At 62.9% G+C, this 15,066-nt stretch carries 13 protein-coding genes; 6 read left to right on the plus strand and 7 right to left on the minus strand.

Going from position 1 to position 15,066, the window contains the following annotated elements; genetic code table 11:
- Positions 1 to 10: 10 nt before the first annotated feature.
- Positions 11 to 931 (minus strand): serine/threonine dehydratase family protein, encoded by a 921-nt coding sequence (locus tag BMW76_RS33865; RefSeq protein WP_090873212.1) that lies wholly within the window; start codon positions 929 to 931, stop codon positions 11 to 13.
- Positions 932 to 1,073: 142 nt separating this feature from the next.
- Positions 1,074 to 2,951 (minus strand): ABC transporter ATP-binding protein, encoded by a 1,878-nt coding sequence (locus BMW76_RS33870; RefSeq protein WP_090873213.1) that lies wholly within the window; start codon positions 2,949 to 2,951, stop codon positions 1,074 to 1,076.
- Positions 2,952 to 3,429: 478 nt separating this feature from the next.
- Here BMW76_RS33870 and BMW76_RS33875 point away from each other — a divergent pair, with 478 nt between their 5' ends.
- From BMW76_RS33875 to BMW76_RS33895, 5 genes are all read left to right on the plus strand, one after another.
- Positions 3,430 to 4,485, plus strand: a complete 1,056-nt coding sequence (locus BMW76_RS33875) for a phytoene/squalene synthase family protein (RefSeq protein WP_090873214.1) — start codon at positions 3,430 to 3,432, stop codon at positions 4,483 to 4,485.
- A gap of 100 nt (positions 4,486 to 4,585) precedes the next feature.
- A complete protein-coding gene (locus BMW76_RS33880) occupies positions 4,586 to 4,924 on the plus strand; it encodes a DOPA 4,5-dioxygenase family protein (RefSeq protein WP_090873228.1) in 339 nt (112 codons plus the stop codon).
- Positions 4,925 to 4,996: 72 nt separating this feature from the next.
- On the plus strand, positions 4,997 to 5,728 hold the full coding sequence (locus BMW76_RS33885; protein ID WP_090873215.1) for an FprA family A-type flavoprotein: 732 nt from the start codon (positions 4,997 to 4,999) through the stop codon (positions 5,726 to 5,728).
- A gap of 213 nt (positions 5,729 to 5,941) precedes the next feature.
- The gene (locus BMW76_RS33890; protein ID WP_090873229.1) at positions 5,942 to 6,595 is read left to right on the plus strand and encodes a glutathione S-transferase family protein; all 654 of its coding nucleotides are present in this window, start codon (positions 5,942 to 5,944) and stop codon (positions 6,593 to 6,595) included.
- A gap of 73 nt (positions 6,596 to 6,668) precedes the next feature.
- Positions 6,669 to 7,379 (plus strand): DUF899 family protein, encoded by a 711-nt coding sequence (locus tag BMW76_RS33895; protein ID WP_090873216.1) that lies wholly within the window; start codon positions 6,669 to 6,671, stop codon positions 7,377 to 7,379.
- A gap of 96 nt (positions 7,380 to 7,475) precedes the next feature.
- On the opposite strand, the gene BMW76_RS33900 is transcribed toward BMW76_RS33895, so the two are convergent.
- Positions 7,476 to 7,841, minus strand: coding sequence for a hypothetical protein (locus BMW76_RS33900; protein WP_090873217.1), 366 nt, complete (start codon positions 7,839 to 7,841; stop codon positions 7,476 to 7,478).
- 228 nt (positions 7,842 to 8,069) lie between these two features.
- Positions 8,070 to 9,224, minus strand: coding sequence for an MBL fold metallo-hydrolase (locus tag BMW76_RS33905; RefSeq protein WP_090873218.1), 1,155 nt, complete (start codon positions 9,222 to 9,224; stop codon positions 8,070 to 8,072).
- A 446-nt stretch (positions 9,225 to 9,670) separates the two neighbouring features.
- Between BMW76_RS33905 and BMW76_RS33910 the strand changes: the two genes are divergently transcribed.
- Entirely contained in the window at positions 9,671 to 11,914 is a 2,244-nt protein-coding gene (locus BMW76_RS33910; protein WP_090873219.1) for an NADP-dependent isocitrate dehydrogenase, read from the plus strand.
- Between the two features lie 107 nt (positions 11,915 to 12,021).
- On the opposite strand, the gene BMW76_RS33915 is transcribed toward BMW76_RS33910, so the two are convergent.
- The 3 genes from BMW76_RS33915 to BMW76_RS33925 form a co-directional block, all read right to left on the minus strand.
- Positions 12,022 to 13,191: a glycosyl hydrolase gene (locus BMW76_RS33915; protein WP_090873230.1), complete on the minus strand. Its 1,170-nt coding sequence runs from the start codon at positions 13,189 to 13,191 to the stop codon at positions 12,022 to 12,024.
- Positions 13,192 to 13,270: 79 nt separating this feature from the next.
- Entirely contained in the window at positions 13,271 to 14,077 is an 807-nt protein-coding gene (locus BMW76_RS33920; protein ID WP_245763496.1) for a hypothetical protein, read from the minus strand.
- 77 nt (positions 14,078 to 14,154) lie between these two features.
- On the minus strand, positions 14,155 to 15,066 hold a 912-nt coding region (locus BMW76_RS33925), incomplete at its 5' end, for a type VI secretion system Vgr family protein (protein WP_143062392.1).

The following is a 15,066-nucleotide window of genomic DNA, read 5'->3' on the forward strand; positions in this document are numbered from 1 at the left end:
TGCGGCAGATTCACACCATCTCGCGATGCCAGCGTTCCAGTTGCTCGATCGTCGTTCCTGCGCCGCCGCATACGATGACGAGCACACTATCGAAGCGCTGCAGCGCCGGCGTCGGCCGATAGGCGAGCGCGAGGCTCGCGCCACATGCGGGCTCGACCAGCACGCGGTGATCGTCGACGAAGCGGCGCGACGCGGTGACGGCTTCCGCATCCGACACGACGACACATTCGACAGGATGCGTCTGTGTCAGCGTAAAGGCCTGCTCGCAGACCTGCTTCGCGCCCAGCGACGTCGCGACGCTCGTGATGCCCGGCAGTTCGATCCGCTTGCCCGCGCGCACCGATTGCGCGAGCGACGATGCGCCTTCCGTTTCGACGGCAATGACGGGCACGTTGCCGAGGCCGTTGCGCCGCAAGCCCTCGATCACGCCCGCCATCAGGCCGCCGCCGCCCACGGACAGCACGACGGCATCGAATCTCGCGCCAGTGCGCGCGACTTCGTCGATCATCGACGCATGGCCTTGCCACAGCAGCGGATCGTCGAACGGGTGGATGAACGCGTCATCGGGGCCCGCCTCTTCGAGTGCGAACGCGTTGGCTTCCTGCCACGTCGCGCCGTGCACGATCACGTCCGCGCCCTGTATGCGGATCAATTCCTTCGCGCGCTCGCCTGTGCTTTGCGGCACGACGACCGTGACGGGGATCGACAGCGCACGTCCCGCATACGCGACCGCAATACCCGCATTGCCGCCCGACGACGACACGAATCGCCGCTTGCCGGCCTTAGCATGCTCTTCGCACGCGTAGCCGATGCCGCGAATCTTGAACGAGCCGGGCGGTTGCAGCGCGTCCATTTTGAGCAGCACGCGGCGGCCAAGCGCGCGGCTGAGCGGTTGCGATTCGAGTAGGGGAGTATCGATGTGCAGTGTCATGGTGAAGGTGCCTGCGGCGTCGCGATGAAGGGTGTGTCGCGGAGTCTTCAATGATAGCAACTGGTGGTGGATCGGGCTTCATGTCCGCGACGGCGCGAAGCCGCCGCGGACATCACCGCGGACATCAAGTCGGGCAGAACCATTACTTCCCCGCAATCAAACTCGGATCGCCGGAAAACCGCTCGATGTCGCGCACGGGCCCATCGTCGAGCAGCCCTTTCGTCAGCTCCAGCGCCTGGCGTTCGAAGAGACGGCGATACACGCCCTTGTCGAGCCGGATCAGCTGTTCATGGCTGCCTTCCTCGACGACGCGCCCCTTGTCGAGCACGAGCAGCCGGTCCAGCGCGCGCACCGTCGACAACCGGTGCGCAACCACCAGTGTCGTGCGTCCGACCATCAGCCGCTCCATCGCCTGCTGGATCAGCACTTCGCTTTCGCTGTCGAGGCTCGACGTCGCTTCGTCGAAGATGAGAACGGGCGCATCCGCGAGGAACGCGCGCGCGATCGCGACCCGCTGACGCTCGCCGCCCGACAGCTTCACGCCGCGCTCGCCGACGAGCGTGTCGTAACCGAGCGGCAGCGCACTGATGAACTCGTGCGCGCTCGCGAGCTTCGCGGCTTGCACGATCTCGTCGAGCGTCGCGCCGGGGCGCGCGTACGCGATGTTCTCCGCGAGCGACCGGTGAAACAGGATCGGCTCCTGCTGGACGATCGCAATGCGACGGCGCAACGACGCCTGCTGCACATCGGCGATGTTCTGTCCGTCGATCGTGATGCGGCCTTCGTCGATGTCGTACAGACGCTGGATCAGCTTGATGAACGTCGTCTTGCCCGAGCCCGAATGACCGACGAGCCCGATCCGCTCGCCCGGCGCGATGCGCAGCGAGAAGTCGCGATACAGTGGCGTGCGATGCGCGCCGTAGCGGAACGTCACGTTCTCGAAACGTATCTCGCCCTGGCGGATATCGATGGCGCGCGCACCCGGCTTGTCCTCGATGCCGAGCGGCTCGCGCTCGAGCGCGACGAGTTCTTCCATGTCATTGACCGAGCGCTGCAGGTTGCGCACGTGCATGCCGACATCGCGCAGATAGCCTTGCAGCACGAAGAAGGTGGTCAGCGCATACGTGATGTCGCCGACGCTCGCTTCGTCGCGCAGCCACAGCAGCAGCGCTGCGCCGAGTATCGCCGCCTGCATCAGCGCGAGCATCGCGCCCTGCACGCCGCCATTGGTCGTGCCGCGCTGCCACGTGCGGCGCGTGCGCTGACGCCATTTGCCGATCACACGATCGAGCCGCGACTCTTCGCGTTCTTCCGCGCCGAATGCCTTGACGACGGCATTGCAGCTGACGGCATCGGCGAGCGCACCGCCCAGGCGCGTGTCCCACAGGTTGCCCAGGCGCGCAGCAGGCGCGACATAGCCGAGCGACAGCGCGACCGTCATCGTCACATAGAGCAGCGAACCCAGCCCGACCACGACGCCCATCACGGGCCAGTGAATGCCGAGCAGCACGGTCGATCCCGCGAGCATCACCAGCGACGGCAGCAGCGCGATCAGCAGTGTGTCGTTCAGCAGATCGAGCGCCCAGATGCCGCGCGTGATCTTGCGCACGGTCGAACCCGCGAAGCTGTTCGCGTGCCAGTCGGTCGAAAAGCGCTGCACGCGATGAAACGCGTTCCCGCAGATCGCGCTCATCATCTTGAGCGTCATCACGATGATGCTGCGATAAACCAGTTGACGCAGCACCGTGCCGCCGATGCCGAGGCCGATCAGCGTGACGAACGCGATCAGCGCCGCATGCGAAGCCGCCGCCTTGCCGCTTGCGCCGCTCGCGCTGCCCGACGTGAGCGCATCGACAAGACGCCCCGCGAACATCGGCGTCAGCACGTCGGCGAACGCGGCCATCAGCGCGAACAGCGCAATGCCGACGATGCGCACCGGCTGCCTGCGCCAGTGATTGAAAGTGAAGCCGAGAACGCTTCTGAACGCTTGCGCGCCAAAGTCGAGTTTTTTGCTAGCCATGTGTCACAGCGTGCGGCGCGACGCGCGCATCGCTATCCAGTCAGGAGATTCGAGAGCAGACGGCCGATGCCCGCCAGTTGCGGCAGGGACGAATAAGACCGGTTGTCTGGTAAAAGCGCGGGCCTCTGCGTGCCTACGCTGACGGCGACCTGGCTCTATGAGCCAATGAAGCGTCGTGGAAACCCGCGAGAGACTGCGATGTGCATTGCGTGCATTGAACGCCTCCCTTGGGTGAATGAGTAGATTGAAGTACTGCGTCTGAGGTGCTCGATTGTAGCAGGAAAGCTTGTGCAAAGTGATCGCGGATTGCCTTGACCCGACGCTCAGTGATGGCTTTATGCGTGCTTCATCGAGCGTTTATCGACGGACACACGACCGGTTTTCAGGGCCCGAAGCCGGCGTGCCGGATACAATGCCGCAGCGCCGAAGCGTCCAGACTTTGCCCAAACCGCGACCCAACCTGATTCGACCTCAATACATGTCCAGTTCCACTCGGGCCTTTCTGCTCGGTCCGTTGCTCAAAGGGGTGTCCCGTTCGTTCTATCTGACGTTGCGCATTTTGCCCGCGGGCATGCGCGACCCGATCGGGCTTGCGTATCTGCTCGCGCGCGCCGCCGACACGATCGCCGATACCGCGCTGATCCCGCCCGCGCAACGGCTCGAACTGCTCCTTGCATTGTGCGAGCAGGTCAACGGCGCGACCGATGACGGCGAACTCGCGCGCCGCCTCGCAAGCGAAGTGGCGAACCAGCAGACGCAGTCGGACGAAAAGGTGCTGCTCGAATCGATCGGGCCCGCGCTCGCTGTGCTGTCGCAGCTCGACGAGGCCGACCGCGCCGCCGTGCGCGAGATCGTCACGACGCTGACAACGGGTATGGAATTCGATCTGCGCACGTTCCCCGACGAGCGTTCGGGCCAGATCGCCGCGCTGCGCGAGTGGGACGAGCTGGATCGCTATACGTACCTCGTCGCGGGATGTGTCGGCGAATTCTGGACGAAGATGACGTACGCGCATCTGCCCGGCACGCTGAAGACGGACCCCGCGACGATGCTCGATCGCGGCGTGCGCTTCGGCAAGGCGTTGCAGATGACGAACGTGCTGCGCGATTGCGGCAAGGATCTGCGTATCGGGCGCTGCTATCTGCCGTCCTCGATGCTCAAGCGGTTCGGGCTGAGTCCGCAGCAACTGCTGGAAGCGCAGGCATCGGCGCGCGCGCAGCCGTTGATGCATGAGCTCGTGCGCAAGTCGCTCGGTCATTTCCGCGCGGCGCTCGATTACACGCTTGCGATTCCGCGTTTCTCGCTGCGCCTGCGGCTCGCATGCGTGTGGCCGATCGTGATTGGACTCGAAACGCTGCTGCTGCTCGTCGACAATGCGCACTGGCTCGATCCGGCGAAGGTATCGAAGATCCGGCGCAACCAGGTGTACGGGATCATCGCGCGTTCGCTGCCCGTTTCGCTGTCGGATGCGCTGCTGCGCCGGTGGATCGAAGGTTTGATTGGCGCGATCGAAGCGCGCATCGACGTTCGCTGAGCCACGCTCATTGCCGCTTCGCCTGGCTGTACGGCAATCGAAAGCCTATGATGAACGTCACACGACTTGCAGCGAAGGGCGGCATCGGCCGCAATCGATCATGACCGATATCGTCGACTGGCATGCTCATGTGTATTTCGATCAGGCGACGCGCGATGTCGCGTGGGCTCTGCGCGAAGCCATCGAGGCCCGCTTCGGCGGCAGGCTCGAAATGGGGCGTTTTCACGAGCGCCTCGTCGGTCCGCATCCGATGTGGTCGTATCAGCTCAAGTTCGGCCGCGAGCTTTTCGCGGAACTGTTCGAGTGGCTCACGCTCAATCATGGCGCGCTCGATGTCTTCATTCATCCGAACACAGGCAACGCGCTGCGCGATCATCGCGACGCGGCCGCGTGGATCGGGCGCTCTCATCGGTTGAATCTCGCCGCGCTGGGCGGATAGCGCGCTGCGCCCGGCGCACGATTGCGCGTCGTTGCGCATCGTTTATGCACGCTCGCGCGCGGAGGTCTTGTCATGACGATCACGAACGCACTGTCGGGCACCAGCGTCGATGAAGTATCGGATGGCATCTACCGGATCAACACGCCCGTCGTGTTCGAAGACGGTCCGGGCGGCTTCTCGTTCAACCAGTATCTGATCGTCGACGACGAGCCGCTGCTCTTTCATACGGGCCCGCGCAAGATGTTCGCGCTGGTGCGCGAGGCGGTGGCGTCCGTGATTCCGCCCGAACGGCTGCGTCACATCGCTTTTTCGCACGTCGAAGCGGACGAGTGCGGATCGCTCAACGAATGGCTCGCGGTCGCGCCCGACGCGCAGCCGCTGTGCGGATCGATCGCCAAGCTGGTGTCCATCGACGATCTCGCCGACCGTCCGGCGCGCGGCCTCGAAGACGGCGAGGCTGTCGAGCTCGGCAAGCACAAGGTGCGCTGGCTCGCGACGCCGCATCTGCCGCACGCATGGGAATGCGGGATGTTGATCGAAGAGACGACGCGCGCGCTGCTGTGCAGCGATCTCTTCACGCAACCGGGCAGCGATCATCCCCCCATCACGGGTTCCGACATCCTCGGTCCGTGCGAAGCGTTCCGGCGCAGCATGGACTACTACTCGCACACGAAACACGCCGACGCGATGCTCGAACGGCTCGCCGCGCTAGAGCCACGCATGCTCGCGTGCATGCACGGCAGCGCTTGGGAGGGCGACTGCGCATCGCTGGTTCGCGCGCTGGCGCAGTCGTTGCACGAGTAAGGCGCTGCTGCTCGAACTGGCGGCAGCGAGGACGCGAACCAGCGCAGCCGTCGATGAACGCCGATGCGCGCCGATGCGCATATGAGCGCCGCAGTGCAGCAAGACTTTTTCGCGCGGGCGTGTCGATTCGCGTTGCCGCCATTCGTCGTCAGATCAAGCGGACAGTTTTTGCCGCTACGCCTCTATGCCGCTCACACAGCAAGGACGACGACGATGACCCTCAAGCTCTACGCACATCCGTTTTCTTCATACTGCCAGAAGGCGCTCACCGCGCTGTACGAGAACGGCACGCCGTTCGAGTACCGCCGCCTCGACGAACCCGGCGCGATGGACGAACTCGCCGCGCGCTGGCCGATCAGGCGCTTTCCGCTGCTCGTCGACGATGACCGCACGATTGTCGAGGCGACCGTGATCATCGAGCATCTCGGGCTGTTTCATCCCGGCCCCGTGCAACTGATACCGGACGATCCGCGCGCCGCGCTCGAAGTGCGCTTCATGGACCGCTTCTTCGACAATTACGTCTCGACACCACAGCAAAAGATCGTCTTCGACAGCTTGCGCAGCGAAGGCGAGCGCGACGCGCGCGGCGTCGCCGATGCGCGCGCGCAGCTCGAAACCGCGTATGCGTGGCTCGACAAAGCGATGCGAAATCGCGAGTGGGCCGCGGGCGAGCATTTCAGTCTCGCCGATTGCGCCGCCGCGCCGTTCCTGTTCTACGCCGACTGGACGCACCGTATCGACCCGAAGTTCGAGCACGTGATCGCGTACCGCCAGCGCCTGCTGAAACGCCCGTCGTTTGCGCGTGCCGTCGACGAAGCGCGGCCTTATCGGCACTTCTTTCCGCTCGGCGCGCCAGATCGCGACTGACTTCGATGCATCTTCAGCGGCTGCCCTGCGCATCGGGCAGCCTGTTTCCATGTTGCTTCAATGGAGGCCGACCATGTCTTCTGCATCTTCTCTCGTGCCCGCCGCCGAGCTGGTGAAGCGCAACGGCAGGCACTATCCGAACGAAAGCGTCGAGTATCGGCACGCGCGCGACGCGCTGCTCGCCGAGGAAATCGAACTGCGCCGCCATATCGAACGCGTCGCCGGGCAGCGTCGCACATTGCCGCCGGGCGGCGAAGTGACGGGCGATTACCGTTTCGTCGGCGAAGCAGGGCCTGTCGATTTCGCGGGACTCTTCGGCGACAAGGAAACGCTCGTCATCTACAGCTACATGTTCGGTCCGCAGCGCGAGCGGCCGTGTCCAATGTGCACGTCGCTGCTGGGCGCATGGGACGGCGAGGCGCGCGACATCGCGCAGCGCATCGCGCTGGCCGTCGTCGCGCGTTCGCCGATCGAGCGGCTCGTCGCGTTCAAGAAGGAGCGCGGCTGGCGCGATCTGAAGCTGTATTCGGACGTCAACGGCGAGTACAGCCGCGACTTCGGCGCGATCGGCAGCGATGGCGGCGACGAGCCGGCGTTCCAGGTGTTCACGCGCCGGGACGGCACGATCCGGCATTTCTACGCGGCCGAGATGGGCTTCCCGACGGCGGACCCGGGCCAGGACCCGCGCGGCGCGCCGGATCTGATGCCGATGTGGACGATATTCGACATGACGCCGGAAGGGCGCGATCCGAACTGGTATCCGAAGCTCGATTACGCGAGGTGAATGGCGGGCGATGCGGCGGTTGTGGTCGATCGAGCGCGAGCGCGGTCGCGCCGGCTGGGCGCGGGCCTGCGTTGGTCTGCAGTCTCGCGTGGAACGTCAGTCCGCGATACGGCGGTCGGCGAGCGCGCGTTCGCAGTCGCCGAGCACGGCGATCACGAGGCGCGCCTGCGAATCGAGCTCATCGGTATCGAGGATTTCTTCGACGGCGTCGCGCGCCCAGTCGGCTTCCACGAACGACGCGTGCCGCTGCGCGATGTCGAGAGCGATGGCCGACAGCTTCGCGATGCACAGCCAGTCCGCTGTTCGGTTATGCCTGTCGAGCCACTTGTGCGCGGCCTCCACGTGAAAAGCCGGCGAGGGCCAGGCTTCGTTCAGATACCAGGCACCGAGGCTCCCGCATGTGAGCCAGCAAAGCAGCTCGATGCGGTCGCGTTGGCTCAGAAGATGGCGTACATCACTCATGGCGACGCTCGCGAAGGTAACGGATATGACGTGAGTTCCGCGTAGCAAAGCTCGAACCCGTGTGTGTACGACAATATCACGAGGTTGTGCCGTGCACGACAGGGTTTAACCGGATGTGTGCCTTCTCGCGTGCGTCCGAACGTGTGCTGGCCGACGATCGCGGGCGCTTTGCGATGCCCTCCATGGCAAATGCGCGGACGCAATGCAGCGCGAAGCACGATGCGGCCGTCAGCGCGAACAGGCGTCGGGCGGATGGGCGGAATCGCCTGGCTCGCCCGGATCGTCGAGCGTGATCATCTGGCCGTGATGCAGGACCGTGAACGCGTCGTCGGGCAGGCCGGCTTCGTGGGTCGCTTCGACGAGTTTTTTCGGCGGCTCGTCCAGCGGCTCGTCGGTCAGCTCGAACGTGCCCCAGTGAATGCCGATGGCCTTTTTTGCATGCACGTCCCCGAAAACCTGCACGGCCTGCTGCGGATCGAGGTGCGGCGGACCCATGAACCAGCGCGGCGCATACGAGCCGATCGGAAGCAGCGCGAGGTCGAAACAGCCGAACGCCGCGCCGATCCGCTTCGCGTCATCGGAATAGCCGGTGTCTCCCGCGAAATACAGCGAGTACGGATGCGCGGCGCCGTCGGGCGTCTTCACGACCCAGCCGCCCCATAGTGTCTCGTTGCGATCGGTGAGCGTGCGCGCGGACCAGTGCGTCGCGGGCACGAACCAGAAGTGGAGGCCCGCCGCGTCTGTTTCATCGCCCCAGTCGAGCTCGCGCGCGTTCGTGATGCCCTTTTTCGCGAGCCAGTCCTTGATGCCGAGCGGCACGAGAAAGAGAGGCGGGCCGCCGGGCTGTCCGTTCAGTGCTTCGACGCTCGCCGTATCCAGATGGTCGTAGTGGCTGTGCGAGATCAGCACGGCGTCGATGTGCGGCAACTGGTCGAGCGTCAAGCCGGGCGGCACGCGCCGCTTCGGTCCGAGGAAAGTGAACGGCGACGCGCGCTCTGAGAACATGGGGTCGGTCAGGATGTTGGCGCCGCCGATCTGTAGCAGCGTGCTCGCGTGGCCGATCCACGTCATCGTGTTTTCGCTGCGGTTCGCCTTGATCCATTCGACGTCGGGATGATCGACGGGAAACGCGTAGCCGTTCGCGGGCGGCGGAGGCAAGCCATGGATCAGACGGTTCCAGCGCCACTTCCAGAACGAGCCGCGCACGAGCGGCCCGTCGTTGTTCTCGAAGCCGTGCTCCGTGCGCGGCGCGTGATGGATGTCCGCTGAGGCGAGGCGCTCCGGCGAAGGCTCGGGCTCCTGCGCGCCGGCGACGCAAGACGCCGTCGCCAGATGCACGGCGAGGGCGGCGCACAGCAACGGCAGGCGAAACGGGCGTGGCATCGTCAATGGCTAAATGGGCGCCAAACGGTCGAACGGCGCAAGCCGGGCAGTGGACGGTGCGTCAGTGTAGACGGACACTGTTTTCTTCGCCGAAGCGACGGCAACGTCTTTGGCGTGGACGGCTGCAATCCGCTTCATCGGCTCGCCATATCCGGCGAGCAAGGTTGAATTCCGGGCCGAAGCGCCGGCACTCGTCGGGTGCATCGAACGGCGCATGCACCGGAAAAATTGTGCCGGCAGCGGAATGCAGATATGAAGTGAAATGCCGCTCGTGATCGAAAAAGGGCGCGAAACGGCTCAAATCGTGCAATTTTCTTCCGAAAGCCCGTCCCGACTGGCCCGATTCAAACCGTCAAAATTGAAAATAAGGCAAAATTCGGGGCATTCGCGTCGGCCCTGGCACTGCCGGCGGCATTTCCCAACCTTTCTCGACCGAGAGCAAAGCGATGAGTAACAAGCAACCTACGATCATCTACACCCTGACCGACGAAGCCCCGCTGCTCGCGACGAGTGCCTTTCTGCCGATCATCCGTACGTTTACCGCGCCCGCTGGCGTCAATGTCGAGACCAGCGACATCTCCGTGGCAGGCCGCATCCTCGGCGAATTCCCGGAATTCCTGACGGAAGAGCAGCGCGTGCCGGACAACCTGGCCGAGTTGGGCCGCCTCACGCAGTTGCCGGACACGAACATCATCAAGCTGCCGAACATCAGCGCGTCGGTGCCGCAGCTCGTCAACGCGATCAAGGAACTGCAAACGAAGGGCTTCAAGGTGCCGGACTATCCGGAAGATCCGAAGACCGACGAAGAAAAGGCGATCCAGAAGCGCTACTCGAAGTGCCTCGGCAGTGCCGTGAACCCGGTTCTGCGCGAAGGCAACTCGGACCGCCGCGCGCCCGCCGCCGTCAAGAACTACGCACGCAAGCACCCGCACAGCATGGGCGAGTGGAGCATGGCCTCGCGCACGCACGTCGCGCACATGAAGCATGGCGATTTCTACCACGGCGAAAAGTCGATCACGCTCGACCGCGCGCGTGACGTCCGCATGGAACTCGTCACGAAGAGCGGCGAGACGATCGTGCTGAAGCCGAAGGTCGTGCTGCAGAACGGCGAGATCATCGACAGCATGTTCATGAGCAAGAAGGCACTGGTCGCGTTCTACGAAGACCAGATGGAAGATGCGCGCAAGACGGGCGTGATGCTGTCGCTGCACGTGAAGGCGACGATGATGAAGATCTCGCACCCCATCGTCTTCGGCCACGCGGTGAAGGTGTTCTACAAGGATGCGTTCGCGAAGCACCAGAAGCTCTTCGACGAACTGGGCGTGAACGTGAACAACGGCCTCGTCGATCTGTACACGAAGATCGAAGCGCTGCCGGAATCGAAGCGCGAAGAAGTGATCCGCGACATGCACGCGTGCCACGAGCACCGCCCGGCGCTGGCGATGGTCGATTCGGCGAAGGGCATCTCGAACCTGCACGCGCCGAACGACGTGATCGTCGACGCATCGATGCCCGCGATGATCCGCGCAGGCGGCAAGATGTGGGGCGCCGACGGCCGTCCCGCCGACACAAAGTGCGTGATCCCGGAAAGCACGTTCGCGCGTATCTACCAGGAAATCATCAACTTCTGCAAGACCAACGGCGCGTTCGATCCGAAGACGATGGGCACGGTGCCGAACGTCGGCCTGATGGCGCAGAAGGCCGAAGAGTACGGCTCGCATGACAAGACCTTCGAGATTCCCGCAGACGGCGAAGCGCGCATCGTCGACATCGCGACGGGCGAAGTGCTGAGCGCGCTCACGCAGCAGGTCGAGAAGGGCGACATCTGGCGCATGTGCCAGGTGAAGGACGCGCCGATCCGCGACTGGGTCAAGCTCGCCGTCACGCGCGCGCGCAACTCGGGCATGCCGGCCGTGTTCTGGCTCGACCCGTACCGTCCGCACGAAGCCGAGCTGATCAAGAAGGTCGAGGTGTACCTCAAGGATCACGACACGTCGGGTCTCGACCTCCAGATCATGTCGCAGGTCCGCGCGATGCGTTACTCGCTGGAGCGCGTGATTCGCGGTCTGGACACGATCTCGGTGACGGGCAACATCCTGCGCGACTACCTGACCGACCTGTTCCCGATCATGGAACTGGGCACGTCCGCGAAGATGCTGTCGATCGTCCCGCTGATGGCGGGCGGCGGCATGTACGAAACGGGCGCGGGCGGCTCGGCGCCGAAGCACGTGAAGCAGCTTGTCGAAGAGAATCACCTGCGCTGGGATTCGCTGGGCGAGTTCCTTGCACTGGCTGTGTCGCTGGAAGAGCTCGGCATCAAGACGGGCAACGAGAAAGCGAAGATCCTCGCGAAGACGCTCGACGCTGCAACGGGCAAGCTGCTCGACAACAACAAGAGCCCTTCGCCGAAGACGGGCGAGCTCGACAATCGCGGCAGCCAGTTCTACCTCGCGATGTACTGGGCGCAGGAGCTGGCCGCGCAGACGCAGGACGCGGAACTCGCTGCGAAGTTTGCGCCGCTCGCGAAGGTGCTGACGGACAACGAGAAGACGATCGTCGGCGAACTGTCGGATGTGCAGGGCAAGGAAGCCGACATCGGCGGCTACTACAAGCCCGACTTCGCGAAGCTGGAAGGCGTGATGCGTCCGAGCAAGACGCTAAACGGCGCGCTCGCCGCCGTGACGGCCTGAGGCGTCGCAGCGTAGCGCTGTGAACGAAGCCCGCGCATTTTCGGTGCGCGGGCTTTTTTTAAAGAAGCACCGCCTAAGCGGATCTGTTCACCAGGGTGCGTTTAAGCCTACCAGGTTCTTTTCTTTAACGTATAGGCATAAAGCCCGTACTGCGTATTTGTCGCGGCGTCGAAATAGACACCCTGCGTGATACCGTCATCAGTTTCGGCCCACGACTTACCGTAGTCCTTGCTTGCCAGCGTCATATCGTGTGGTGCGCCTTCTCCTGTCGCGTCCGTCGCATAAACGAGCAATACTCCCCGCTTCCCTACGCTGAGACCATCCAGTGTCAAACGTGCGTCGAACGTATTTCGTTGTTCGACTGCGGCTGGATTTCCGCGATTGGTCCATGTCGAAATTGCACCTGTTCGATGTCCGTTATCGTTCCGGTCGTTCCAGTTGCGCGGCAATCCTAGGCGTGAAAGGGCATAGATCGAATAGGTGTAATCCGGTTGTGTCTGCTCAGATTCAAGGGACACCACAACCTGACCGGGTAGCACAATGTCCCGCTCAAAAGTCTCGCTATCCCACTTCAGCTTTTCGATGACGCTCGATTGCCGGATTTCGCCCAATTGCGTCACGTAGCTGGCAACGCGCAACGTACCGTCCGAACCCAGATTCACACCGTCGAAAGTCTTTCGTGGCTCGCGGTCGTCGGTGGCGAAATAGGGGACCTTGATTTCTTTCCATGAATGGCCACCGTCCGCTGTGCGCCATACGCGTGGCCCCCAGCCTACTGCATAGCCGCGCTCCGGATCGAGGAACATCAGTTGCCCGATGTTCTGATTCTCGGGCCATTTGAGCTGGGTCCAGTTCTTTCCGCCGTCGCGCGAGCGCCAAAGCTTCGTGACATGCGGCGCAGGTCCTTTTTCATGATCAGCACGTTTGTAATCCATCCAGTCCGTACTGATGTATTGCGTGCTCCAGTCCTTTGAGTACCACCACGACGCATCCTGCCCGGGCTGCTGGAAATAGCGAGTCAGGCCACCGTCAATCGTGCCTCGAAAGAAGCCGACTGTAGATCGATTGAGCCGCTCACTCGAATTATTCATCCATGCTTCTGTAGGCTCCGCGACCTGCGGGTCCTTCAGTTGTTCGACCGGCTTGAACGTGATTACCGGGTCCGCGATTTTGAGACTGATGACTTCATTCCCGCTTATCCGGCAGTCGCCGCCCCCATACGGTTTGTCATTCCTCATGAATGTCGTTGAAATGGTCTTCCAGCCTGGTGTTGTCATGTTGCGATATCCGCAAGTTGCGACGGCTACTACCAACAGGCCGCCCACGATTAAAGTCCTGCGCTTAAGCATTCGCATTTCACTTCGCGTCCATCAGACGGCCGAGTATCTTGCTCACCGGATCGTCAACATCTATCTTTGTGCTATCCCAAGCGTCGCCGAGGGTCTTGCTGGCAACAACTTTTCCGCTATCCCATACCTGCTGGTAGGTTCGCGGATCCGCCCATTCCTCCAGAGCCGGGCCTCCCATGATCTTGAGCATGTCGCCAATCTGCAGGTCCGACAGTCCGCCGTCCAGGTACGCAAGCGGGTGCGTCTCGAACGCGAAGGTCTTGAACGTTTCGCTATCCAGTTCGAGCTGATACCGTGTGACCACCATACTGAAACTTCCATTACCGGGCTTGGCACTACTGATCTTGATGACTTTTCCCTGCATATTTTGATTAAGTCCATCTTCCATGTTTTTTTGCAGATACCACTTTGCGCTGCGAAGCCATGCCTGCCCCGCGGGGCTCAGTGTCGGGTATAGCTTCGCGCCGTAGTTCGAACAATAGAAATAGCCGTAACTCAGGTAGTACGAGGGCGGCTTATGCCCGCAGCCGATATGCCGCATCATGAAGTTGCTGTGCCTCGACCAGTCGGAAGCGGTGCATTCCGGCTGGATCAGCGTCTGGCGCTCATGCAGCAGACGCGCAGTGACTTCCTTGTCCGTCCACGGGTCCCAGGAAGTTGCAAAGGCTTTGACAGTCGCCCACGCGCTTCCTGCCGTGACCTTAGTGACGGTATCAAGGTATTCGCAATGCAGCGGCCTGTAGTAATACTCGCAGCGACCGATAATCGAGTCCGCTGCCGGTGGAACCTGAACATCGCAGGCGGTCCGTTCCACTCTTGCACGCTTCGTGTACGACCTGGGCGTCATATACGATTCCGCGTAACCCACTATTCTGTCGTCATCTGCCATATCTATTTACCCTTCAACTGAATTTGCACGCCCTGCGGAACATGACTGTGTGCCAACGATGTTTCACCCTGCTCATTGGTTGTGCCCTCGGCAATCACCTTGTTATCCGAGAACATCCGGTATTGCGTATTGGCAACCGGCACCTCAGTCCCGGCCCAATGCACAACAAATGCTTCATCAAACGCCCCCGTTGATTCTGGCAACGGCTCAATTGCTTCCGCAATGCGCTGCGTTTTCTTCTTCTGGATCGTGATGGTCTTGATGAGAAGGTCGAGCGGACCGCCCAGCGTGACGTTGCCGTCTTTGAGTTGCACAAACGCTCCGCCGCACTCAAGAACAAGTTCCTTCTTCGCGCTGACGCGCACTGTGCCGTTGACGCTCGCCACCGTCACATCCTTGTCGGCGAGCAACGACATCGCGTCGCTCTGGGCCTGCACCTCAACTGGCCCTTTCGCGGCGAACAGCTTCACACCAAGCGTCTGCGCGAACATCGACACCAGTTCGCCCGCGGCCACCGTGAAGCGCTTTGCGACGCTGATATCGGCGTTCTTGCCCGCCACGGCCGAGATACTGTCCTGTGCCGCGACCTGCACGCCACGGCCGGATGCAATGGCAATCGAGGCGGGCGCGCTCGCGAGCAGCCCCGGCTGCTTCAGGCCGTCGAGGTCATCCTTCACGCGTTGCTGTGCGTCGATATCCGCAGGTGCGGCCTTCGCACTGCGCGCCGACCCGGCCAGCGCCTTCGCCAGTTCAAGCGCGCGCTCAAGCTGCGCGACGGTTTCCTGCATGTCGAGCTGCTGGCCGGTCGCGCCGGGGCGATCGTACGCCGTGAGGTGCAGCCCCTTGCCCGCACGCTGCACGCCATAGCCGGAGGTGCGCAGCTCATAGCCTTCGCCCCGATACGCCAGCTTCTG

It is taken from the genome of Paraburkholderia diazotrophica, assembly GCF_900108945.1.
Classification (GTDB): Bacteria; Pseudomonadota; Gammaproteobacteria; order Burkholderiales; family Burkholderiaceae; genus Paraburkholderia; species Paraburkholderia diazotrophica.

Coding starts and splice junctions, on each gene's coding strand:
- BMW76_RS33865 (WP_090873212.1), bottom strand. CDS start 931: ATGACACTGCACATCGATACTCCCCTACTCGAATCGCAACCGCTCAGC.
- BMW76_RS33870 (WP_090873213.1), bottom strand. CDS start 2,951: ATGGCTAGCAAAAAACTCGACTTTGGCGCGCAAGCGTTCAGAAGCGTT.
- BMW76_RS33875 (WP_090873214.1), top strand. CDS start 3,430: ATGTCCAGTTCCACTCGGGCCTTTCTGCTCGGTCCGTTGCTCAAAGGG.
- BMW76_RS33880 (WP_090873228.1), top strand. CDS start 4,586: ATGACCGATATCGTCGACTGGCATGCTCATGTGTATTTCGATCAGGCG.
- BMW76_RS33885 (WP_090873215.1), top strand. CDS start 4,997: ATGACGATCACGAACGCACTGTCGGGCACCAGCGTCGATGAAGTATCG.
- BMW76_RS33890 (WP_090873229.1), top strand. CDS start 5,942: ATGACCCTCAAGCTCTACGCACATCCGTTTTCTTCATACTGCCAGAAG.
- BMW76_RS33895 (WP_090873216.1), top strand. CDS start 6,669: ATGTCTTCTGCATCTTCTCTCGTGCCCGCCGCCGAGCTGGTGAAGCGC.
- BMW76_RS33900 (WP_090873217.1), bottom strand. CDS start 7,841: ATGAGTGATGTACGCCATCTTCTGAGCCAACGCGACCGCATCGAGCTG.
- BMW76_RS33905 (WP_090873218.1), bottom strand. CDS start 9,224: ATGCCACGCCCGTTTCGCCTGCCGTTGCTGTGCGCCGCCCTCGCCGTG.
- BMW76_RS33910 (WP_090873219.1), top strand. CDS start 9,671: ATGAGTAACAAGCAACCTACGATCATCTACACCCTGACCGACGAAGCC.
- BMW76_RS33915 (WP_090873230.1), bottom strand. CDS start 13,191: ATGACAACACCAGGCTGGAAGACCATTTCAACGACATTCATGAGGAAT.